The 21,229-nt window shown below is 60.7% G+C and carries 18 protein-coding genes; 6 read left to right on the top strand and 12 right to left on the bottom strand.

The window, feature by feature from the left end:
- The first annotated feature begins 336 nt into the window (after positions 1–336).
- A complete protein-coding gene (locus tag L6R21_04205; GenBank protein ID MCK6558381.1) occupies positions 337–1,356 on the top strand; it encodes a Gfo/Idh/MocA family oxidoreductase in 1,020 nt (339 codons plus the stop codon).
- Between the two features lie 223 nt (positions 1,357–1,579).
- Here L6R21_04205 and L6R21_04200 read toward each other — a convergent pair whose 3' ends face one another.
- The gene (locus L6R21_04200; protein ID MCK6558380.1) at positions 1,580–3,112 is read right to left on the bottom strand and encodes an AbgT family transporter; all 1,533 of its coding nucleotides are present in this window, start codon (positions 3,110–3,112) and stop codon (positions 1,580–1,582) included.
- A gap of 450 nt (positions 3,113–3,562) precedes the next feature.
- Between L6R21_04200 and L6R21_04195 the strand changes: the two genes are divergently transcribed.
- Both L6R21_04195 and L6R21_04190 read left to right on the top strand, forming a co-directional pair.
- Positions 3,563–4,198, top strand: coding sequence for a hypothetical protein (locus L6R21_04195; protein ID MCK6558379.1), 636 nt, complete (start codon positions 3,563–3,565; stop codon positions 4,196–4,198).
- Positions 4,199–4,281: 83 nt separating this feature from the next.
- A complete protein-coding gene (locus L6R21_04190) occupies positions 4,282–5,337 on the top strand; it encodes a flippase-like domain-containing protein (GenBank protein ID MCK6558378.1) in 1,056 nt (351 codons plus the stop codon).
- Here L6R21_04190 and L6R21_04185 read toward each other — a convergent pair.
- The 3 genes from L6R21_04185 to L6R21_04175 form a co-directional block, all read right to left on the bottom strand.
- Positions 5,330–6,730 carry a sigma-54 dependent transcriptional regulator gene (locus tag L6R21_04185; protein ID MCK6558377.1) on the bottom strand — a complete coding sequence of 467 codons (1,401 nt, stop codon included), beginning with the start codon at positions 6,728–6,730 and terminating at the stop codon, positions 5,330–5,332. The genes L6R21_04190 and L6R21_04185 overlap by 8 nt on opposite strands.
- 228 nt (positions 6,731–6,958) lie before the next feature.
- On the bottom strand, positions 6,959–8,005 hold the full coding sequence (gene lpxK, locus L6R21_04180) for a tetraacyldisaccharide 4'-kinase (protein MCK6558376.1): 1,047 nt from the start codon (positions 8,003–8,005) through the stop codon (positions 6,959–6,961).
- 121 nt (positions 8,006–8,126) lie between these two features.
- Positions 8,127–8,873 carry a lysophospholipid acyltransferase family protein gene (locus L6R21_04175; GenBank protein MCK6558375.1) on the bottom strand — a complete coding sequence of 249 codons (747 nt, stop codon included), beginning with the start codon at positions 8,871–8,873 and terminating at the stop codon, positions 8,127–8,129.
- A gap of 131 nt (positions 8,874–9,004) precedes the next feature.
- Between L6R21_04175 and L6R21_04170 the strand changes: the two genes are divergently transcribed.
- Positions 9,005–9,370: a hypothetical protein gene (locus L6R21_04170; GenBank protein MCK6558374.1), complete on the top strand. Its 366-nt coding sequence runs from the start codon at positions 9,005–9,007 to the stop codon at positions 9,368–9,370.
- Positions 9,371–9,393: 23 nt separating this feature from the next.
- Complete coding sequence (locus tag L6R21_04165; protein ID MCK6558373.1) at positions 9,394–11,607, top strand: S8 family serine peptidase; 2,214 nt, start codon at positions 9,394–9,396, stop codon at positions 11,605–11,607.
- Between the two features lie 235 nt (positions 11,608–11,842).
- On the opposite strand, the gene L6R21_04160 is transcribed toward L6R21_04165, so the two are convergent.
- From L6R21_04160 to L6R21_04125, 8 genes are all read right to left on the bottom strand, one after another.
- Positions 11,843–13,054, bottom strand: coding sequence for a DUF819 family protein (locus L6R21_04160; protein ID MCK6558372.1), 1,212 nt, complete (start codon positions 13,052–13,054; stop codon positions 11,843–11,845).
- 13 nt (positions 13,055–13,067) lie between these two features.
- Positions 13,068–14,135: a YfiM family protein gene (locus tag L6R21_04155; protein ID MCK6558371.1), complete on the bottom strand. Its 1,068-nt coding sequence runs from the start codon at positions 14,133–14,135 to the stop codon at positions 13,068–13,070.
- Positions 14,136–14,176: 41 nt separating this feature from the next.
- A complete protein-coding gene (locus L6R21_04150) occupies positions 14,177–15,205 on the bottom strand; it encodes a galactose-1-phosphate uridylyltransferase (GenBank protein ID MCK6558370.1) in 1,029 nt (342 codons plus the stop codon).
- Positions 15,206–15,472: 267 nt separating this feature from the next.
- On the bottom strand, positions 15,473–15,841 hold the full coding sequence (ybeY, locus tag L6R21_04145) for an rRNA maturation RNase YbeY (protein ID MCK6558369.1): 369 nt from the start codon (positions 15,839–15,841) through the stop codon (positions 15,473–15,475).
- A 7-nt stretch (positions 15,842–15,848) separates the two neighbouring features.
- The gene (locus L6R21_04140; GenBank protein ID MCK6558368.1) at positions 15,849–18,251 is read right to left on the bottom strand and encodes an HDIG domain-containing protein; all 2,403 of its coding nucleotides are present in this window, start codon (positions 18,249–18,251) and stop codon (positions 15,849–15,851) included.
- Positions 18,252–18,269: 18 nt separating this feature from the next.
- Complete coding sequence (locus tag L6R21_04135) at positions 18,270–19,238, bottom strand: PhoH family protein (GenBank protein MCK6558367.1); 969 nt, start codon at positions 19,236–19,238, stop codon at positions 18,270–18,272.
- Positions 19,239–19,344: 106 nt separating this feature from the next.
- Positions 19,345–20,184 carry a LysM peptidoglycan-binding domain-containing protein gene (locus L6R21_04130; GenBank protein ID MCK6558366.1) on the bottom strand — a complete coding sequence of 280 codons (840 nt, stop codon included), beginning with the start codon at positions 20,182–20,184 and terminating at the stop codon, positions 19,345–19,347.
- A gap of 71 nt (positions 20,185–20,255) precedes the next feature.
- The gene (locus tag L6R21_04125; protein MCK6558365.1) at positions 20,256–20,537 is read right to left on the bottom strand and encodes a hypothetical protein; all 282 of its coding nucleotides are present in this window, start codon (positions 20,535–20,537) and stop codon (positions 20,256–20,258) included.
- Between the two features lie 282 nt (positions 20,538–20,819).
- Here L6R21_04125 and L6R21_04120 point away from each other — a divergent pair, with 282 nt between their 5' ends.
- Positions 20,820–21,203 (top strand): hypothetical protein, encoded by a 384-nt coding sequence (locus L6R21_04120; protein ID MCK6558364.1) that lies wholly within the window; start codon positions 20,820–20,822, stop codon positions 21,201–21,203.
- Positions 21,204–21,229: the final 26 nt, after the last annotated feature.

Here is a 21,229-nt window from a genome sequence, read left to right as displayed (position 1 = left end):
CGGAAAAGGCAATCGCTGCACCAGAACAAAGGCTTGCAACACAGCGAAAACAGAGGAACCGGAGGCCTTGGGGCGGATTACCCATTCGAGCCTGAAGCCAAATTCTGAAAGCTCTGCAACCACAAAGGCCGAAGGCTCGCAAGAGCAAGCGTCATGTCATGAAGCACGTCCCGGTGTCTTTGCGCCTTCGAGGTGTTCCACGTCTGACTTCTCCTGCTCCTCTTTTGGGGTTGTGGCGCGGTCGCGTTGGGTGCCGGAAATTGCGATTGCGTCACAACTCGAACTAGCCTACATTGCCAGGCAATACAGGAAGCGTGCCACCTTGCACGAGATCTGATGACCCATTTGACGGGAGAAAATATGGCGGTGATTCGCATTGGAGTTGCCGGAGTTGGCAGGCTGGGCGCACTGCACGTTGCGCGCCTGCGCGAAGTTGCGGGAGTCGAGCTGGCGGGCGTTTTTGACGTCAAGCAGGAGCGCGCCCAGCAAGTGGCAGCCGAGCATGGCACGCGCGCGTTCGCCGCGCTGCCGGAATTGCTGGCAAACTGCGCGGCATTGACGATCGCAGTGCCGACCAGCGATCATTTCACCACGGCGCTGGCAGCGCTGCAAGCCGGCCGCCACGTGCTCATCGAAAAACCCATCACCACCACCATTGCGCAGGCGCGGCAGCTCATTGCCCTGGCGCAGACGCAGAACCTGATTCTGCAAGTGGGCCACATCGAGCGGTTCAACGGCGCGCTGCGCGCGCTGGCGGGATTTCCGCTGGCGCCGCGCTTCATCGAGTCACATCGCATGGCGTCATTTGATCCGCGCGGCACCGACGTCGCGGTGGTGCTCGATTTGATGATTCACGACATTGACATCATTTTGAGCCTGGTGCAGAGCGCCATCACCCGCGTTGACGCCAACGGCGTGGCGGTGGTTTCGCACGAGCCGGACATTGCCAACGCCCGGCTGCAGTTTGCCAATGGTTGCGTGGCCAACGTCACTGCCAGCCGCATCTCACAAAAAAAGATGCGCAAGATGCGCCTCTTTCAACGCGACGCCTACATCTCGGTTGATTTCCTGCAGGGCTTTAGCGAAGTCTTCCGCCTCACTGCCCCAGAGGAAACCGTGTCCGGCCAGGCCTTTCCCCTGGTGCTGGGCAAGCTCGATCAGGGCGCGCGGCCGCGGCACATCCTCTACGAAAAGCGTGAGGCGCCCGAGAGCAATGCCCTGCGCGCCGAGTTGGAGAGCTTTGCCAGCGCGATCAGACATGAGGCCCCGCCGCCGGTCACCGGTGAGGACGGCTTGCATGCGCTGGAAGTGGCCACCGCAATTACGGAAATGATCAAGGGACAGCCGCCGGCGTAATTCGTTTCCGTCCGAAATCGTGAATTCTTGAGAGTATGTTTCAGCAACGGCTTGGCCGTTGTATCACAATCCTCGGAGTTTTCACGACACCGGTCGTTTTAGAAACCTCGGCTGAGCCGAGGTTGGAACGTTTTCGGACTGACACCAATTCCCACCTGTAAGAGCCCGGGCGTTTTGTGTGCGGGCGGAGATCGGCGCGGCCGGCAACGCCTGCCGCGCTGCGCTACTCCGCGAGCCGCAAGCCGGCGCCCGGTCCCACCGGCAGATCCAACGCAAACCACAAGACCAGCAGAACCGACCAGGCCACCAAGAATGCCACCGTGAAAGGCGCCATGGTGGCGATCACCGTGCCCATGCCGGCGCCCTTGCTGTAGCGCTGCACAAATGCCACAATCAAGGCAAAATAAGACATCATCGGCGAGATGATGTTGGTGCAGGAATCGCCGATGCGATAGGCGGCCTGGGTCAGTTCCGGCGTGTAACCTAGCAGCATGAACATCGGCACGAACACCGGCGCCATGATCGCCCATTTGGCCGAGGCGCTGCCCATGAACATATTCAGGGCGGCGGACAGCAGCACGAAGCTGAGCAACAAGGGGATGCCGTCGAAGCCGACCGCCTTGAGGAATTCCGCGCCTTTCACCGCCACGATCAAGCCGAGATTCGTCCACGAAAAATAGGCGACGAATTGCGCGGCAAAAAACACCAGAGTGATGTAGGAGGCCAGCGTTCCCATGGCCTTGCTCATGGCATCGACGACGTTGGCGTCGCTGCGCACGGTGCCGGCGCCGCGGCCGTAAGCGATGCCCATCACCGCCGAGGTCAGAAAGACGATGGCAACGATGCCGGAGAGAAAGGGGGAATGCAGAAAATCCGGATTGCGGGGATCGCGCAACACGCCGTCTTCCGGCACCACTGCCCACAGCAGCAACAACACGATGACCACCCCGGTGGCGAAAGCATACCACAATCCGCGTTTCTCTTCGGCGGAAAGCGGCTGCAGATCCATGGCCTTTTCCGTGCCGGTATAGGTTCCCAGCCGCGGCTCAACGATCTTCTCCGCCACCCAAGTGCACACCAGCGTGAGCACGAAAGTGGAGACCACCATGAAATAGTAATTGCAGGCGGGATTGACCAGGTAAGCCGGGTCGATGATGTGCGCCGCTTCCTGCGACAGGCCGGCGAGCAGTGGGTCAACCGTGCCGAGCAGAAGATTGGCACTGTAGCCGCCCGAAACTCCGGCAAAGGCCGCCGCCAACCCGGCGAGCGGATGGCGGCCGACCGCGAGAAAAATAACGGCGCCCAACGGCACCAGCAACACGTAGCCGATTTCAGAAGCGGCGTTCGACATGATGCCGGCGAAGACAATCACCATCGTCAGCAACCGCCGCGGCGCGGAGAGCACCAGCAACCGGATGGCCGCGCCCAGCAAGCCGGAACCCTCGGCTACGCCGATGCCCAGCAGCGCCACCAGCACGGTGCCGAGCGGCGCGAAGTTGGTGAAGTTGCGCACCATCTCCGTGACGATGCGCCGCAGGCCTTCACCGCTGAGCAGGCTCACCGCTTCAATCGTCTTGCCGGTGCCGGGATGAATCGCCGAGAGCTCGAAGGCGGCGGCTAGCGCGGAGATGATGATGACCAGACCGGCGAAAAGCGCGAACAAACTCGTGGGATGAGGCAGCAGATTGCCGACTTTTTCAACGAAATCCAACGAGCGATAGAAGAACTGGCTGCTGAAGCGAAACCTCCATCTCATGAAGCGTCTCCGGTTGGTTGATTTGTCACGCGAAAGTTGCACAATAAAGGCCTTCATTCCCCGAAAAGCAAGCGGAACCCTCGCTGCCGCGGCAGCGACGCCCTGGCGTACCAAACGCGCTCGCGATTACGTCTTCGGCTTTCATTCCTGTAATTCTCACCTCCCGCGAACACTCGGCAACCGCCGTCACCAGCCGGGCAAGAATTTTGGCCGCAGGAAAATCAGCCCTCTGGCATTCACATAATTATGACAACTTTACGTGTCGTCGCTCAGCGCCATTGGTTTGAATTTTGCCGGGGAAGTGCGGGATAGTGAAGGCCATTGTCGTCTTGCGGCCCCGGCCTGAGGTCGCCAGCACGACAACCGCCAGGTTACCACGCTCACAAAGGATTGTGACGGATTACCTCAGAGTGATGACAGCTCTGCGATACTCATAGAAAGGATGCTCTCATGCGGGTTGCCTTTTTTCTCGAAAGCCTCTCAGCCACCGCGCCGGCTCATCCCCTTACCCGGGCGTTTCCTCACCTCCAACATGCCAGGATCAGTTTTCGTTGTTTCACCGGCTCGCCGTTCACGGAGCTGGCAGTGCGCGAAGAAGTGATCGGCCTGCAGCCTTATTCCGCTCTGCGCTTTCCGGATCAGGAAGAGGCGCAAGCTCTGTCCGACGGCGTGTCCCGGCAGCTCGAGGCGTTCCACCCGGATTTGATTCATCTCGCGGACACTTCGCTGCTCAGCCTGCTGGGCTTGAGCTACGCCCGCAGCCATCAACTCCCGCTGGTGGCGACTTATTCGCCGCAGGAAGCCGATCAGGCTGAGGCCGGCTATCTCCGCTGGTTCTATAGCGCCTGCCAATTGGTTCTGGTGGAAAATGACAATGACGGCCACGCGCTGAATCGGCTGGGATTGACGCACACCCGGATCGAACGCGTTGCCGCCTCCAACTCGCTGGTGCGCAGCCGGCAGCTCAGCGCGTGTTATCAACAACTCCAGCGGGCGTTTTCCGCGGCGCCCGGCCGGCCCAAGCGGCAACTGCGCCGGAGAAGTCCGGAGCAGGTCGTGGCTGTTCCCCAGTTGGCTGTGATCTGAAACGCGTTGACAACCTCCGTGCGATGTTCACGCCCGGCCCATGGGCCGTTGTGCATGGTTGCTGACCCTGCCCGTTTTTTCCCATGCGTTTGATTGTTGTGCTCAGCCTCGGTCTGCTGATCACGTCGGTCTATTCGGCCTGCACGATCGATCAGCCGGCACTCGAGGCCTTGCGCCATTTTCCCCTTTCGCATGCGCTGCTGCTGCTGGCGATGGCGCTTTTGCCGTGGCTGCTCAGCGCTCTCCGGCTCTCGGTGTGGATGAGCTTCTTGCGCCATCCGGCGCGTTTTCCTGAGATTCTGCGCATCGTCATTGCCGCGGAGGCGGTGTCCGCGGTCACACCCACGGCAGTGGGCGGCGGCTACTTCAAACTCGGCTGGCTGGTCAAGCGCGGCGTGCCGGCCGGCACTGCCGCCTCGCTGATGATTTTGGGGACGCTGGAAGAGTATTTTTTCTTTCTGCTCAGTGTGCCGGCGGTGCTCATGCTTTCGCCGGCCGCGCGCGAGTTCTTCGCCCTCGGCGCGCTGTGGGATCTGCTGCCGCTGCAGGATTGGCAGGGCGGCGACATTCTGCTCACGGTGCTGCTCGCGGCGGCAGCCGGATCGGCGGCGGCCAGACTGGTTTGGCGCAGTTTGCCGCTGCGGCACAAAAACAGAGTGGCAGAATGGTGGCGGACCTGCCGGCAGCAAGCACACGTCGGCATGCAGACTTTGCGGCAGGTGATCACGCACGGCGGCTGGCGCTTCTTTGTGACCGTGGGATTGGCGGGGGTGCATTGGGCATGCCGTTGCAGCCTGCTGGTCGTTTTGTTGGAAGGCTTACGCCAAAACCTCGACGCGCTGCAGGTGATTGTCTCGCAATGGCTGCTCTTCATGGTGATGAATTTCGTGCCCTCGCCGGGCGCGGTCGGCGGCGCCGAGTTCGGCTTCTTGCTGCTTTATCGCGAGGTGTTGCCGGAGAACTTTGTGGGCGTGCTCTCCGCCGCCTGGCGGGTGTTGACCTTCACCCTGCCGGTGGGATTGGCGGCGCTGGTGTTCATGCTGCACGCCCGGCATCGAAACAAAAAGGGCATCCCACCTGACAGCGGCAGGGTGGATGCCCTTTCTGCGAGCGGCGTGAATGCCGGTGCGGCTATTTGACCATCGGCAGGCCGTATTTCTTGGCTTTGCGGTAAATGGTGGCACGGCCGATGCCGAGCTTCTTCGCGGTCTGTGAAATATTCCCGCCGTTTTCCAGCAGCGCGTTGCGCAGCGCTTCTTCCTCCAGTTTCTCGATCCAGCTCGACAGGGTGTTGTCGGATTCGTAGATGCGCTTTTCGCCGATCGCGCGCACGGTGTTCGGCAGATCTTTGGGAGTGATTTCCCGGGTGGAGGCGAGCACCACCGCGCGCTCGATGGCATTTTCCAGCTCGCGCACGTTGCCGGGCCAGTTGTAGGCCATCAGCAGCTCCAGCGCATCCGGCGCGATGCCCTCCACTTCCTTGTTCTCCTGGCGCGCGAACTTGTCGATGAAATGCGCCGCCAGCAGCGGAATGTCTTCGCGGCGCTCGCGCAGCGGCGGCAGCTTGATGGGAAAGACCGAGATGCGGTAAAACAAGTCTTCGCGGAATTCACTTTCGCGCACGGCCTCTTCGAGATCGCGGTTGGTCGCCGAGATCACGCGCACATCCACCTTTACCAGCTCGTTGCCGCCGACGCGTTCGAATTCGCGCTCCTGCAGGATGCGCAGCATCTTCGCCTGGGTCGCGGGCGTCATCAAGCCGATCTCATCGAGGAAAATACTGCCGCCGCTGGCCACTTCGAATTTGCCGATGCGCTTGCCGGTGGCGCCGGTGAATGCACCCTTCTCGTGGCCGAACAATTCGCTCTCCAGCAGCGACTCCGGCAGCGCCGAGCAATTCACTGCGACAAACGGCTTGTTGCAGCGCTGCGGGTTGTGGTAGTGAATCGCGCGCGCAATCAACTCCTTGCCGGTGCCGCTCTCGCCTTGAATCAACACCGTGACATTGCTGTTGACCACCTTCTCCAGCGCCCGGAAAACTTCCTGCATGACGCCGGACTGGCCGATGATATTCTTGAACTGAAAGCGATCCTTCAGCTCCGAGCGCAGCGAATCGATCTCTTGCTTGAGTGAGCTGGTGGTGAGGGCGTTGCGCACCGTCACCAACAAGCGGTCGCTGGGAAACGGCTTTTGAATGAAATCATAGGCGCCCAGCTTCATCGACTTCACCGCTTTTTCGATGGTGCCGTGTGCCGACATCATTACCACCGGGATGCGCGGCTCTTCATTGCGAATGCGCGTGAGGGTTTCGATGCCATCGATCCCGGGCATTTGAATGTCGAGCAGAATCAGATCCGGAATGTTTTCCCGGATCATCTTCAAACAGGCTTCCCCGCTGTTCGCCGTGTCGACGATATATTCCTTTTCCTTGCGCAAGTTGATTTCGATCATCTTGCAAATGTTGCGATCATCGTCGACCACCAAAATCGAATATTTCCTGGCCCTCCGGCCGATGGTACTCTCTTCTGTCATGGCTGTCACTTTATTTGAATCAAATGCTGAGGGATGATGCGATGAGAAGATTCAAAATGGCGAAAGTGTGGCGGCGTGTGCGTCATGGGAGAGGTAAGGCTCATCCGCGGCTAAAAACCATTTTTCCCTTGATTTGCGGCCATGAAAATACAAAACCGGCCAGTGAATCGCAAGGCTTTTCTCGCGCTGCCAGACTGGCATTTTTTCAACTTTCGTGCGGCTGCGCAGTCATTCTGCAGCGCCGAGCACTTGTTTCACCGCCGGCAAAAAATCCGGCGCTGGCATGGCTTGAATTTCGAGAGCGTAAGCCGGCAGCCGGCGCAGGCAATCGAATTGCCGCAGCTTGACCGCGTCTTTGCCGGTTGTGATCAGAAGATCACTGCGCGATCGCACCATCAGGTCGACAAGGCGTTGCGCGTCGCTGGCGCGATAGTTGTAGTGATCTGAAAAATTCAAAATCTCCACAGGCTGGATGCCGAGGCCGCGCAGCATCTCCACAAAGCGCGCGGGATTTGCAATGCCACTCACCAGCACCGCGCGGCGGTCGGCGGCTGCGGCGGCCGGCAGAGCTTCACCGCCGATCAGCGGATGCAGGCCGCGTGGCTGAAACTCCAGCGCGAAAGTTTTGACGCCGAAGTGATCGGCGCAATGCTTGTGCAATGCTTCCTGCGCCGCAGCGGCAAGAGCCGACAGCCCGGTGAGCAGCAGCAGTTGCGCCCGCCGCAGATTGCCCAGCGGCTCGCGCAAGGGCCCGGCCGGCAACAGCCAGGCGGCGCCGCGCAACAGCTCAGCCGGCGCCAGCACAATCTCGAGATCACGGTGCAAACGGCGATGCTGAAAACCGTCGTCAATCAAGATCACCTGCGGCTGAAACTGCGCCACCGCGACTTGTGCTGCGCGCGTTTTGCTTTCATCCACAATCACGGGGGTGCCGGCACAAGCGGCCGCGAGCAACTGCGGCTCATCACCGCTGGCGTGCAGGTCAGCGCGCAGGCCGCGACCGTCACTGACAATGCAGGTGCCGTGGCCGGCGCGCCGGTAGCCGCGCGCCACGATCGCGGTGTGCCAGCCTTCCTGCTGCAGAGCATTCGCCAGAAAAATCGTGAGCGGCGTTTTGCCGGTGCCGCCCACTGACAGGTTGCCCACGCTCAGCACACGCGCCGGCAGCTTCTGCACGGGTAGAATGCCTTTCTCGTAACCGCAGTTACGCAGTTGAACCAGGCCGCGATACAGCCAGGAAAGCGGCAGGAGTGCGGGGTAATGGATCTTTGTCATCGCGCCAAAGGGAACCGGAATTTTACATCTGTTCTCGCCCTCCTTGCTTGAGAAGCAATTCTCAGGCGCAAGGCCGAAATCTTCTGAGGGCGACTGACTGCCCACTGGGTGAGAGCCGGCTTCAGCCGACTTGCGCTGGGCGACTGCGATTTGAATCGCAGACGAGTTGCGAGAAATGCGCTTCGGCCTCGGCCTCCAGTGCGAGCATGCGTTGCTCCATCTGTTGCCGCAATCTCTCGAGTTGTGCGGCATCGGCGGAGGCCTCGACGGCCACCGGCTCGCCGTAGAGGGCAATGGCGCGGCTGAACGGTTTGGGAATGATGAATTGATCCCAGCTTTGCAGCCGCCAGCAGGAGGAGCTCGCAAAAGTCAACGGCAGCAAATCTGCGCCGGCTTTTTGCGCGATGGCAATGGCGCCGGCTTTGAATTGATGCCGTGGGCCTTTCGGGCCGTCCGGCATGATTGCGCCGGCACCGCCCGCGCGCAGCGCGCGAATCATCGCGATCATCGCGCGGCTGCCGCCGCGCGTGCTGGAACCGCGCACCGTGGTATAGCCGATGCGATGCAGCGTCTGCGCGATCATCTCGCCGTCGCGGTGCTCACTGACCATGCCGCAGATATTTTCATTACGGTGAACGAAGATGGGGATGAGGATCTTGCCGTGCCAGGTGCAAATGAGATATGGTCTGCCGCCGGCCCGCAGCCGCTCGCAGTGTTCGCGGCCCACCAGACGAATGCGCGTCCAGTGACCAATCAGCAGCAGCGCCAGCCAGCCGCAGCGCGTCGCGAGCCAAAACGTCACGCGCTGGCCGCGGGAAAGTTGCGGCTTTGGTTGAGAATTACCGGCGGTCTGGTTTATGCTCTTCACGTGCCCTCGGAAAATCGTCTTGCAAAAAATAGGAAATCTCCGCACCATCGGCCACCGAATTTTCAGCGCGCCGGCCGGAAGCGCTGCGGCGCGGGCTTGCTCACCGTTTCTCGAAGCAAGGGAGTAGAATCATGCGACGCCTGTTCGTGCTGCTGCTGATCGCTGCGCCGTTTCTCATCCTGTCTTGCTCGCCGCGCGGTCCGCGCAGCGAAGCCGGCGCCGCCGCGAAACTGGATCCCCGGCTGCGCAGCCGGCTGCCGGAGCCGGCGGCGGCAAACGCCGCGGAAGTCGCCGTGTTGATCAAATTCAAGCAGCCGCTGACGCCGGCGCAGCAGGCCCAACTGCAGGAGCAGGGCGTGAAGCTGCTCGCTCACACCGGCACCGTGGCCACCGCCACGCTGCCCGCTTCCGCCTTGCTGCCGGTTGCCGAACTCGATTTCGTCAGTTACCTCGAACCGTCAAAAGACTATCGCTTTCAGCAGGACGCGGTGCATTAACTTTCGCCAAGGAGATTCGACCAATGCGCAGATTTCGCCTGCGGCTCTTCATTGCCGCCTGCTTCATGCTCACGCTGGTTCCGCTGTTTGCGGGGGAATTACCCGAGCCGGTTGCCGCCAAACTCGATCCACGGCTGCGGCTGCTGTTACAGCAACCGGAGCTGCAAAAGGGACTGTTGGCTCAGGCGGGCGGCCTGCACGCCACCACAGCAGGCGAGTTCGCCACCGTGCTGGTCAAGACTCGCGGCACGCGCAGCGAACTGGCCGCCCGCGGCGCCCGCGTGCTGGCGATGATCGGCGAAATCGCCGTACTCGAGGCGCCGGTGGCGCAGTTGGAGGCGATTGCCGGACTGCCCAACGTCGTTTACCTGGAAGCGGCGCGCTTGCTGCGCTTCAGCAATGACACCGGAGTGGTGGAAGCAGGAGGCAAAGCCGCCGCGCAGCAATTCAATCTCACCGGCAAGGGCGTGATCGTCGGCGTGATCGATTCCGGCATTGATTGGCGCCACGGTGATTTTCGCAAAGCCGGCGGCCAAACCCGCATCAAATATCTGCTCGATCTCAGCCAGGGCGGCATGGTCTATACCGAAGCAGAGATCAACGCGGCGCTCAGCGGCGGCGTCGCGCTTACCACCACTGACCGTAATGGCCATGGCTCGCATGTGACCGGCAGTGCGGCCGGCAACGGCCTCGCCACCGGCGCCAACATTCCGGCGGGAACCTTTGCCGGCATGGCGCCGGAAGCGGATATCATTTTCGTCAAATCAAAGAACGGCGACAGTGGCAATATTTCCGATGCGGATGCCGTGCGCGGCCTGAGCTTCATCGACAGCGTGGCCGGCCGGTTGGGCAAGCCCTATGTCGTCAACTTGAGTTTTGGCGGCCACAGCGGCGCGCACGACGGCAGCAGTTTGCAGGAGCAGGCGATCGATGAGCTGGTGGGCGCGGGCAAACCCGGCAAAGTGATCGTGGTCGCGGCCGGCAATGACGGCGACAACGACATTCATGCCGGCGGCGCGGTCAGCAATTCCGTCACGGTGAATTTCAACGTGCCCGCGTTTGCCGCCAGCAGCGGCACGCAAAACGACTATCTCGAAATGAATGCCTGGTATCCGGGCAACGCCACGCTCTCCTTTCGCTTGACCGCGCCGAACAACGCGCAATACACCGCCAACAGCGGCGTGCGTTTCGCGCAAGACACGCCGAACGGCGCCGTCATCATCGACAATGCCTCCACCGGCGCCAATCCGCTCAACAACGACAAGGAAGTCTTGATTCAGGTTTTCGATTTCAGCAGCAATTTGCCGGCGGTGGGCACGTGGAAGCTGACCATCACCGGCAACGTCAGCCGGTATGATCTCTGGCTGGTCGGTTCCAGCATGGGCGCGGCGCTGACCTCGAATCTCGATACCACGCGCACGGTGACGATTCCGGCGACCGCGAAGAATGTGATCACCGTGGGCGCGTGGAACACCAAGCGCACCTGGGTGGATTTGGACAACAACTCGCTGCAGAGTCCCGGTGTCGTGCTCGGCGCCGCCGGCTCCTTTTCCGGCAGCGGGCCGACGCGCGACGGCCGCACCAAACCGGAAATCAGTGCGCCCGGCCAGATGATTGCCTCGACGCTCTCCGCCGAGGCTTCGCCCAACAGCCCCTTCAGCATTTGGAAGGGAACCGCCTCGTTTCCGAATGCCTTCACCTTGCGGGATAATCGTCATGCCGTGGGACGCGGCACCAGCTTCGCTGCCCCGCTGGTCGCGGGAGGAATCGCGTTGCTGCTGGAAAAGAATCCCAACCGTGACGCGCTGCACATTCGCAACGCTCTGACCGCCAGCGCGCGGCGCGACGCGTTTACTGGCCCGGTGCCCAATCAGAAGTGGGGCTACGGCAAAGTCGATTTTCTCGCGGCGCTCACACCCACAGCCGTGGCGGATTTTGCAACCGCCGGACGACCACCGGCGGCGTTTGCCCTGCTGCCCAATTACCCCAATCCTTTCAATCCCGCCACCACGATTGCCTTTCAACTGCCGGCGGCCAGCGCGGTCGAGCTCGCGGTTTACGATATCAGCGGGCGGCGCGTGCAGCATCTGCTTGCCGGCAAGCTGCCGGCCGGCCTCCATCGCGTGCGCTGGAACGGCCGCGATGAGGGCGGCAATGCCGTGTCCACCGGCGTGTATTTCTGCAAAATCATCGCGGGGAATTGGGTGGCTTCGCAAAAACTTCTGTTACTGCAGTGAGGCGTGACGGCCGGTGCGGTGCAGTCAGCCGGTTCAATTTGGCCCGATGCCTCGCGCCGGCCGCTGACGCGGCTGCGTGATTTTTCTTGCCCAAATCTCATCGTAGTGCCTCCGTTATTGGTGGGTGTCGCCACGGCTGTGCCGTGGCATAACGACGCCCGGTTTCAGGCGCCAAAAGCAACGGTGCAACCGTTGCTGATCGATCTGACACCGCTGGTAACTGAGGCATTATCTCTCATCCCGCCAGCATGCGCAGCAGCAAAGCGCACAACAACCCGCCGTAATTCCCCAACAGATAACCGAGCACCCCCATGAGCACGCCCACCGGCGCCATGGCTTCGTAGTAGGCAGCGGCAACGATGGGAGCGCTGGCCGGCCCGCCGATATTGGCCTGGCTGCCAATCGCCACCAAAAACATCGGCGCTTTGATCAAGCGCGCGCCGGCAAACAGGAAAAGAATGTGAAAGCAAATCCACACCACGCCGGCGAGCAGCAGCACCGGCGCGGCCAGCAAACCCGCAAGATTGGCTTTCGCCCCGATTGAAGTGAGAAAAAGGAAAAGGGCAACATAACCCACCTTGGAGGCGCCGGCAGCCTCGAGGCGGCGCAGCGGCGTAAACGAAAGCAGAATGCCGGCAGTGGAAATGACGATGATCAACCACGTGAATTCAGTGAAAATCGAGTCGACCAGCGGCAGGTTTTGCTGCAACGCCGCGTGTGTCAGACCGTAGAGTTTGCCCGCGAGACTTTGGCTGATGACGGCGCCACCAAAGCCGAGCGCGATGATCAGGAAAAGATCGGAGACGGCAAGGGGGCGCTGCTGGCTTTCTTGATAATCCTTCATGCGGCGGTTGAGATCCTGCAATACTTCCGAACTGCCGCCCAGCAGCCGGTCGAGCGGCTTTTGATAGTTCGCGAGAAACAGCAGCACGCCCATCCAACTGTACGCCACGGCGGTGTCGACCACGATGATGGGGCCGATGATGCTGTCGGGCGCGGCCACCGCTTCCTTGATTGCCGCGAAATTGCCGCTGCCGCCGATCCAACTGCCGGAGAGCGCGGCCATGCCTTTCCACGCCTCGGGCGGCAGCCATTTTTCGAAAATGGCATACGCCGCCACGCCGCCGAGGATTACGCCCGCTGTGCCAAACAGCATCATGGCCAGCGCTTTCGGGCCGACTTTGATGATGGCCGGCAAGTCAGCGGTCACCATCAAGATGAACAGGCTGAAGGGCAGCAGATAATCACGCATCCAATCATACACCGGCGAGACCGCTGGAATGACGCCGAAGGTGGTGGCCAGCGTCGGCAAATAGTAGACGAACAGAATCGAAGGCACGATGCTGAAGAAGCGGCGCGCCCACGGTTGCGCGCTGATCCAAAAGACCAGCGCGCACAGGCCGGCGCACACGGCAAAGATGGCCATCGGACTTTGCAGCAGGGGCATCACAAGCTCCGCATCAGAATTGCATCGGTAAGAAGCGCAACGCCGGTTTGAATTGCAGCGCCGGCAGGGGCAGATGGACGTAAGTCAACAGCAGCCGCAGCGGCAGGGTGTAGGGACTGCGTGATTTGAGCAGCGCCGCGCCGTTGAGATCAAGCGCCAGATAAGCTTCCAGACGGCCGTGGCGCAAGCGGTCGGTGCCATAGCCGGCTGCGAGATTGAGCCAGGCCGGCCACACGCGCTGCGCCGCGGAGGGCAGCCATTGGCGCACCGGAAAACTCAGCCAGAACGTCATGGCATTGTAGCTCTTGATCCAGGAATCCTCTGCGATGGGCGCGCGCGGATCGTAACTGATCTTGAGGCGAACCGCGCGCAGGCCGGGCGAGCGCCGTTGCGCCGTGGCCCACAACACGCCCAATTCATTGGCGAGAAAATCGCCCAGACTGAATCCCCATTCTTCAAAGAAGCCGTCGTAGATTTCAACTTCGAGCAAGAGTGCCGTTGCCACGATCGCGCTCACGCGCTCCGCCCCGGTTGCGGAGAATCCCACCCAACGGTTGATTTCAAAGAGAGACTCCGTCATGAACAGCCCGGCGAGTACATGGCTGGCCTTGTCGAGATGATAGTAGTAGCTGTCGTGCCAGCCCAAATCATACGCGCCGTGCGTGCGGCGGTAGCCTTGGTAGAAATGAAATCCGCTGCGCTTCTCTTGCCACCAGGCCTCATTGAGTTGATGATAGAGAATCCAGTTCGCCGTCACCAATGCCCCGCCGGCGAGCAACAGCCGTTGCCGCGAGACGGACCGTGGCGGCGGGAAGGGCGGCAGCGCGTGCGCCTGCGGGCGCGTACTGTCGATGCGGCTGAAATTTGCCAGGGAAAATCGCACGGCCGGTTCGAGCGGCAGAGCTGCCGTGAGCTGGTTGGCAGAGAAAAGGCTTGCATGGTTGCTGATGAATGATTGGCGGGAAAAGGGTGGCAAGGCTGCCTGGGTGAGAGGCTGGGCGGCCGCGGCCGTGGCCAGCAATAGCGCGAGCGTGGCTGCCGGTGCCGCCTGCCGGCGCATATGAGAGGGCGAAAGGCGCATGGCGCAAGCCTGCCGTGAGCGGGTCGGCGCCGCTGCTGCGTTCAGACCGCAGCAGTGAGGCGCATGATTTCCGCCGCCTTCTCCGGCGGCATGGGATTGACGGGAAAACCGAACCCCATTTCAAATGAGGTATAGCTGCGCAAGCGCGGCGTGATTTCCAGGTGCCAATGAAAATCGCGCTCCACCGTTTTCCAGTAGCCCCGCTGTTTGCCGGCATTCAGATTCGGACCGGAATGAATCTCCATCACGTAATTGGGATCACCGAGCAGATTGCGCATTTGCCCGAGTACCGCCAGCAGGATTTTGGCCAGGCCGGGCATCTTGCTCTGTTCTTCGAAAAAAGTCTCATGGCGCCGCGGCAGAATCCAGGTTTCGAAGGGGGCGCGGCTGGCAAAGGGGCACAGCGCGATGAAATCGCTGCTCTCGGCCAGCAGCCGCTGGTTGTCATCCAGCTCCTGACGAATGACATCGCAGAACAGGCAGCGGTCTTTGAGATTGAAGAACTGCTGCGCGTTGGTGAATTCCTCGCGCACGCGCTGCGGCGTGATGGGCGTCGCCAGAATGTTGCTGTGGGCATGGCGCAAGTGCGGATCATTGCCGCTGCGCAGACTCTTGTGCACCAGCACGTAGCGAAAGCGCGCGTCTTTCTTGAGATCCACAATGCGATCCCGGTAAGTGTTCAACACCTCGGTGGCCGCGCTTTCGGACAAATCCACCAGGCGCTGGTTGTGTTCCGGGGTTTCGATGATGACTTCGTGCGCGCCGATGCCGTCGAACATGTCGTACAGGCCCAGGCCGCGATTGTTGAGATCGCCGTGAATCTGCAGCACCGGCATTTTCTCGGGCACGACCCGCACGCGCCAGCCGGGTTCGTTGCGGTTGGAGCCGGGCGGCCGGACGGCGAAGATCTCTGCCGGCGTTTCGTGTTCGCGGCCCTGGCAATACGAGCAGGATTCGCCGGCGATGTTGCGCACCGCCTGCACATCCGGCTTCAAATCCGCCACGGTCACGCCATCTTGAATGACAATAGTCCAGATGCCGGTAATCGGGTCGCGACGCAGTTGATTCATGTGCAGCTCTCCACTCTGCTTGGTGTGCAAGCGGTTGCCTGAAGGAAGTGATCGCCCTGCGGGAATCTGATCGAGGTTGGACGGCCTTCGCAGTAGTGTAAAGTTCGGTAAGGCAGCAAAGCTGGAATTCTGGCGGCTGCCTGTTCTTCAAGGCCGGGAATGGTAGGAAAATTCCTCTAATTAGTCAAGCGCGAAAGCCCCCACCAACGGGACCGGGCCGCCCTGCCCGTCGCACGTTGTGCCGCTCTTGCGCGCAGGCGCGGCCGCTCAAACTGCCAACTGTTTCAGTATGGCCCGTTCGCGGTAGCGCATGCGGCGGCGCCGGCCGGGATCGTGATCATCGTAACCGAGCAGATGCAGAATGCCGTGCACGATCAAGCGGTGAATCTCACGGCGCAGCGTGGTGTGAAAACGGCGCGCGTGCCGTGCCGCCACGGCCGGGCAAATGCACAACAGCGCCAGCCGGCGGTGGTCGGGGGTGACGCCCAAATCAAACGTGATGATGTCGGTCGGCGACGGATCCTGCAGGAACTGTTCGTGCAGGCTGCAGATCATGGCCTCCGCGACAAACTGCACCTCGACCTCGGCGGCATTGGCGCCGTGTGCCTGCCAGATTTTTTCCAGCAGCCCCGCCAAGCCCGGCTTAATGGCGACGGGGTTTTTCGCGGACCGGTGGACTGCCTTCAGCTTCAAACGGCCATTCGCTGCCGTTTTCCTGCTCGCCCGCCGAGGTGCCGGTTTCCGCGCTACGGCCGGCCGGCTTTTCCGTGGCTTCATTGCGCTCCGTTTCGGTGGATTTTTCCGGGCCGCCGGGATACTGCAGCCGGCCGTGGAAGATTCCGGTGAGGGTGCGTTCGAAACTTTCCTTGATTTGATTGAGATCGCGCAGCGTCAGCGGGCATTCGTCCAATTCGCTCGCCGTGAAGCGCTGCGCGATGATCTGGCTGACAATGGCGCGGATGCGCGACACCGAGGGATCACGCAGCGAGCGCGCCGCCGCCTCCACGCCATCCGCCAGCATCACGATGCCGGTTTCCTTGGTCTGCGGCTTGGGTCCGGGATAGCGAAAGGAGGTTTCCTGAATCTCGGTTTCGTCGTTGCGTTCCTGCGCCTTGCGATAGAAGTAGGAAATCAAATTCGTGCCGTGGTGCTGCGGAATGAAATCGCGCAGCTCCCTGGGCAGGCCGTTGCTTTCGGCGATTTCAATGCCGCGCTTGACGTGATTGACGATGATCAGCCGGCTCATGGTGGGCGCCAGTTTGTCGTGGGGATTCTTGCCGCCCTTCTGATTCTCCATGAAATATTCCGGCTTGTCGAGCTTGCCGATGTCGTGGTAATAGGCGCCCACGCGCGCCAGCAGCGAATTGGCGCCGATCGCCTCGGCCGCGGCTTCGGAAAGCGTGCCGACGACGATGCTGTGATGATACGTTCCCGGCGCGCGCACCGCCAGCTCGCGCAACAGCGGCCGGTTGAGATCGGAAAGCTCGAGCAGGGTGGCGTCGGTGGTGATGTCGAAGAGATACTCGAAAATGATCATCACGCCGTAGGTCAGAATCGGGCAGACCGCGGCGCTCAGCAGGCCGTTGAGAATGTTGCCCGACAGCCGCGCGCCCGGCGAATGGAGCAAAAACGCCTGCGCCGAGGCCGCCAGAATGTAGGCGAGCGCAAGAAACAGAAAGGCTTTGAAAATCCACGTGCGCGAGCGCACTTTGCGCACCGCCAGAATGCTGGCCATACCCACGATGATGCAGAGAAACGTGGCGGTAAACTCATTCCCGCGCAGGCTGCCCAGCAGAACCGCCAGCGAGGTCGTGCCCACGAACGCCAGCCGGGCATCGAAAAAAACCGTCAGCAGCATGGGCGCCAAGGCAAAGGGAATGAGAAATTCCGACACGCTCATGCGGCGCACCACATGCGCGAGAAAGACCACCAACAGCAGAATCAGCGCGATCAGAATGACCCGCGAAATGTCCTCGTAAATGGTCACCCGCCAGTAGCGCAGAAAGACAATCAGCACGATCAGCGACAGCACGGTCATGAACAGCTTGCCGACGATGGGCAGCAGCCGGGAGAGCGTGCCCTCCGACATTTTCCTTTCGACCAGCGCGCTCGCCAGCGAGTTCAGCTTTTGAATGTGTTCCTTCGTGATCTTCTCATGGCTTTCGATGATCTTTTCATTCTCCAGCACCGAGCCGCGCGCCAGCGGCACCCGCGCCAGCGCCTCGGTGACGCGCGTCTCGGTTTCGAGCTGATCGAAAAACAGATTCGGCTTGACGAACGAGGTCACGATTTGATAGCCGAGGTTGATGGCGGGTTCGGTGCTGTTTGCGATCTCGCGCAGCTTTTGCAGCACCGCATTGTTCACCGTGCCCTGGTGATGGAGATCATCGCATTCCTCCACGACTTCGTCGGAGCCGGTGCGCAACGCGACCTTGGTGACATAGTCGGGCAGCGCGGTGCGTTCGAGGTTGATGATGCCGATGGTGTACAAGTCGCGCAGGATGCGCTCCAGCTCCTCGCGATAGGCGGCAAAATGCAACAGCCGGCCGTTGCCCCCCGGCCGCAGCGTGAAGCCGGTGAGCAGAAAGCGCAGGCCGTCGTTGGAGATGCTGTTGTTCCGTTGATCGAAAAGCTCGCGGATTTGCACGGATTTCACCGAATCCGGCGCCACTGAGGCCAGCACGTTTTCCAGTTGGCTGAGAAAGCGATCGAGCGCGGCGTTTTGCGCCGCCGCCACGCTGTCGCGCCGCACGAAGATGGGATAGACGCTCTGGCGCGCCGCCTGCTTGTCGCGTTCGTATTCTTCCGGTGTTTTGTTGATCGAGAAGGTGAAGGGCGCAATAATCGGCTCGCCGATGTAAATGTCCCCCTCGCGCAAATCGGCAAAACGGAAGGATGAGCCCTGCGGGAACAACAGCACGCAGATGGTGGTGAACAGCGCCATCACCACGAATTGCCAGCGATGCCGGTACCACCGGATGCTGGAGAGCTGGATTTTCGGCAGGGCGCGGATTCGGAGAAACGGCTTGGTCGGTGGTTTTTTCACGCGGAAACTCCGCAGGCCTCAGCGCTGGTGTTGATCGTAGGCCTTGATGATCTCGCGAACGAGCTTGTGCCGGACGACGTCCTTGTCATCCAAATAGACGAAGCCGATGCCCTCGATGCCGGCGAGAATTTCCCGAATCTGCACCAGCCCGGAAGTGGTCGAGCTGGGCAGGTCGATTTGCGTGATGTCGCCGGTGATGATCGCCTTGGAGTTGATGCCCAGGCGGGTGAGAAACATCTTCATCTGGGAGGGCATGGTGTTTTGCGCCTCGTCGAGAATGACGAAGGCATTGTGCAGCGTGCGGCCGCGCATGTAGGCGAGCGGCACGATTTCGATCACGTCGGTCTCGAGATACCGCCGCAGTTTCTCGGCGGGAATCATGTCGTTGAGCGCGTCGTAGAGCGGCCGCAGATAGGGATCGACTTTCTCGCGCAGATCGCCCGGCAAAAAGCCCAGGCTCTCGCCCGCTTCCACTGCCGGCCGCGCCAGCACGATGCGATCGACCTGGCGGTCGCGCAAATGCGCCACGGCGATGGCGACCGCGAGGTAGGTCTTGCCCGTGCCCGCCGGCCCGATGACAAAGACAATGTCGTTCTTCAGCGTGGCCTGGTAGAATTCGCTTTGGCCGGCAGTGCGCGGCTTGATGGCCGCACTTTTAGTGTAGACGATGGCCGGTTGGGTGGTGGTCGTGGTGGCCGGCGTGGGCGCAGGCGCTTCCCCGCGCTTGGCAAGCTGCACCACGGTTTCGACGTCCGCTTCGCGCAACTCGCCGTTGCGGTTGAGCATCAGGATCAGCTCGGTGAACACGCGATCGAGCAGTTTCAGTTCCTTCTCTTCGCCGCGCAGGATGATTTCACTGCCGCGCACCGTGATGCGGGCGTCGAAGTGGCGGGCAATTTCTTTGAGGTGGCTGTCGCCCTGCCCGAGCAGCTCGAGCGGGTCGACGCCGCGAATGGAAATTCTCTGTTCGAGACTCGTCGGCTCCAATTTGGCATCCTCGCTGGGAATGGCATCACACAAAAAAGAAAAAGCAGGTCACGAGCTGCGCGCGGCAAACTCACAACCTGCTTGTCCTCACAACCAAATGGGCAATTTAGCGCGGAATACGCAAAACCGTATAGGGATAGAGCTTGCTGGGATCATCGCCGATGATGTTCTTGTTGGCTTCATAGAGGCGGCGCCACATCGCGGGGTCGCCCATGCCCTTGGCGATCTTGCCGAGGAAATCGCCCTTGGCCACCAGATATTCATCGGGTCCGACTTCGCGCTGAATCTTGAAGATTTGCTGCGGATAGATCAGGTCGGGATCCTTGATCTGGTCGCGGTTGTAGGAGTAGATGCGCATCCACTGATAGGGGTCGCCGTAGATGTCCTGTTTGCCGGAGATCTTCCAGAGATAATCGCCGCGCTGGACGTTGTATTCGGTGTAGATGGCTTTCGGCATGCGGCCGCGCAGTTGCGTCATCTTGCCTTCGATGCGCGCGATGGTGTCCTGCATCTCGGAGAGTTGGCCGATCTTGCTTTTCTTCATTTCATCGAGCCGGGCTTGCAGGGCGTCAAGCTCGGCGCGGCGCTTGAACAGCTCTTCGGGGGAGAGCGCCATCAAGCCGTCGACTTCGGCTTCCAGGCTCTTCAGTTCGTTGCGGTAGGCTTCCACGCCGGCGCGGTCGGTGCCGACCATGGCGTAGATGTCATCCCACTCTTTGTTGAGCTGTTCGTCGAGCGCGGCCAGTTCCGCTTTCAGGGCGGTGATTTCCGCTTCAACTTTGGGAATTTCGGCCTTGGCATCGGCTTCGCGCTTCTGCCAGTCCGCCAGTTGCTGGCGATACTCATCCATCGTCATCTTTTCCTGGGCAACCACCGGCCCGGTGAGCGCTGTGAGCAGAAGGCCGAAAGAGAGGACAAGCAATATCTTTGAGAAAGCTTTCATCATTCCCCTCCTCAGGGTTGGGTTGGTCAGTCGCATGATTCGTGATCTCATTTGCGGGTGATCGGCCGGCCGGCTCAGTTGGGCATCTGGCTGAGGCGGGCGGACACGGTGGACTTTTCCTGTTGAGCCTTGGCCAGATCGGCCTTCTTCTGCTCAACCTGTCGTTGCAGATCGTCACGTTCTTTGCGCTTCTGCGCCAGCAGTTCTTCGGCTGCCAGCGTGGCCTTCTTCTGCTCTTCCAGGGCCTGCAGTTGTTTCTCGTTCGGGTGTTTCGTACACGCCACCATGCCGAGCGAGAAGGATAGTGTAGCGACGAGCATGCCCTTCGTCAGGTACGACTTGAGCGATTTTCTCATGAGCCTTACACCTCCGTCTTAGGGTTTGCAACCGGAAAACTGCTTCACATTGCCTCAAATCAGGCTGCGGTTCTTGCTGTGGTGCTAAGATTTTGTCCGCTCAATACTTGCTGCAATCGCGGCGAATAATATATAAAAATGGCTTTGATTGTCAAGCGAAAAAGTCTCGTGAAAAAGTTACAGCGCCGCCATATCGCGTGAGCGCGTGCAGTGCAACGGCCGCTCGGGAGGAGGAGAGCATGACTTGGCGCTGTGCCTGAGGCTTCACCAGATCCTTTCTGGATGACATTTGAGGAGAGACATGCCGGCGGGACGGTTCTTCCTTGGTCACTAAAGCGTAAACTCGTTGCAAGAAAGGCAAAGATTTGTTCGGTGGCTGCTTTCTCGACCCGTATTGATGCTGGTTTTGCAGCAATTCTGGAAATCTCCGACCTTTTCCATTTTGGGCGAAAGAAATCACGCAGAGACGCAAAGCCGCAAAGATCGCCCAATCGTTTTTTGCCGGCAATCATGAAAGACAAAACTCGAATCCATTCTTTGCGCGGCTTTGCGGTTGCTTTTGCCTTCTTTGGTTCCGGCTCGTTCGGCTGGGGTCTTTACCGCGTTACCGCCCGGGCGCTCGCAGCGCCCGGGCGGTACAGGAGCAAAATTTCAAAAAATTTTTGAGGCCGCTCGCTCGCGCTCGCTCTGTA

This window comes from bacterium (genome assembly GCA_023150945.1).
Taxonomy (GTDB): domain Bacteria; phylum Zhuqueibacterota; class Zhuqueibacteria; order Zhuqueibacterales; family Zhuqueibacteraceae; genus Coneutiohabitans.
Note: the sequence above shows the minus strand (reverse complement) of the source record. Positions and strands in the feature narration are given on the sequence as shown.

What these genes read in the sequence shown, in the direction of transcription:
- L6R21_04205 (MCK6558381.1), top strand. Translation starts at nt 337, where the DNA reads ATGACCCATTTGACGGGAGAAAATATGGCGGTGATTCGCATTGGAGTT.
- L6R21_04165 (MCK6558373.1), top strand. Translation starts at nt 9,394, where the DNA reads ATGCGCAGATTTCGCCTGCGGCTCTTCATTGCCGCCTGCTTCATGCTC.
- L6R21_04195 (MCK6558379.1), top strand. Translation starts at nt 3,563, where the DNA reads ATGCGGGTTGCCTTTTTTCTCGAAAGCCTCTCAGCCACCGCGCCGGCT.
- L6R21_04190 (MCK6558378.1), top strand. Translation starts at nt 4,282, where the DNA reads ATGCGTTTGATTGTTGTGCTCAGCCTCGGTCTGCTGATCACGTCGGTC.
- lpxK (MCK6558376.1), bottom strand. Translation starts at nt 8,005, where the DNA reads ATGACAAAGATCCATTACCCCGCACTCCTGCCGCTTTCCTGGCTGTAT.
- L6R21_04155 (MCK6558371.1), bottom strand. Translation starts at nt 14,135, where the DNA reads ATGCGCCTTTCGCCCTCTCATATGCGCCGGCAGGCGGCACCGGCAGCC.
- L6R21_04185 (MCK6558377.1), bottom strand. Translation starts at nt 6,730, where the DNA reads ATGACAGAAGAGAGTACCATCGGCCGGAGGGCCAGGAAATATTCGATT.
- L6R21_04130 (MCK6558366.1), bottom strand. Translation starts at nt 20,184, where the DNA reads ATGATGAAAGCTTTCTCAAAGATATTGCTTGTCCTCTCTTTCGGCCTT.
- L6R21_04125 (MCK6558365.1), bottom strand. Translation starts at nt 20,537, where the DNA reads ATGAGAAAATCGCTCAAGTCGTACCTGACGAAGGGCATGCTCGTCGCT.
- L6R21_04120 (MCK6558364.1), top strand. Translation starts at nt 20,820, where the DNA reads ATGACATTTGAGGAGAGACATGCCGGCGGGACGGTTCTTCCTTGGTCA.
- L6R21_04170 (MCK6558374.1), top strand. Translation starts at nt 9,005, where the DNA reads ATGCGACGCCTGTTCGTGCTGCTGCTGATCGCTGCGCCGTTTCTCATC.
- L6R21_04160 (MCK6558372.1), bottom strand. Translation starts at nt 13,054, where the DNA reads ATGCCCCTGCTGCAAAGTCCGATGGCCATCTTTGCCGTGTGCGCCGGC.
- L6R21_04150 (MCK6558370.1), bottom strand. Translation starts at nt 15,205, where the DNA reads ATGAATCAACTGCGTCGCGACCCGATTACCGGCATCTGGACTATTGTC.
- L6R21_04200 (MCK6558380.1), bottom strand. Translation starts at nt 3,112, where the DNA reads ATGAGATGGAGGTTTCGCTTCAGCAGCCAGTTCTTCTATCGCTCGTTG.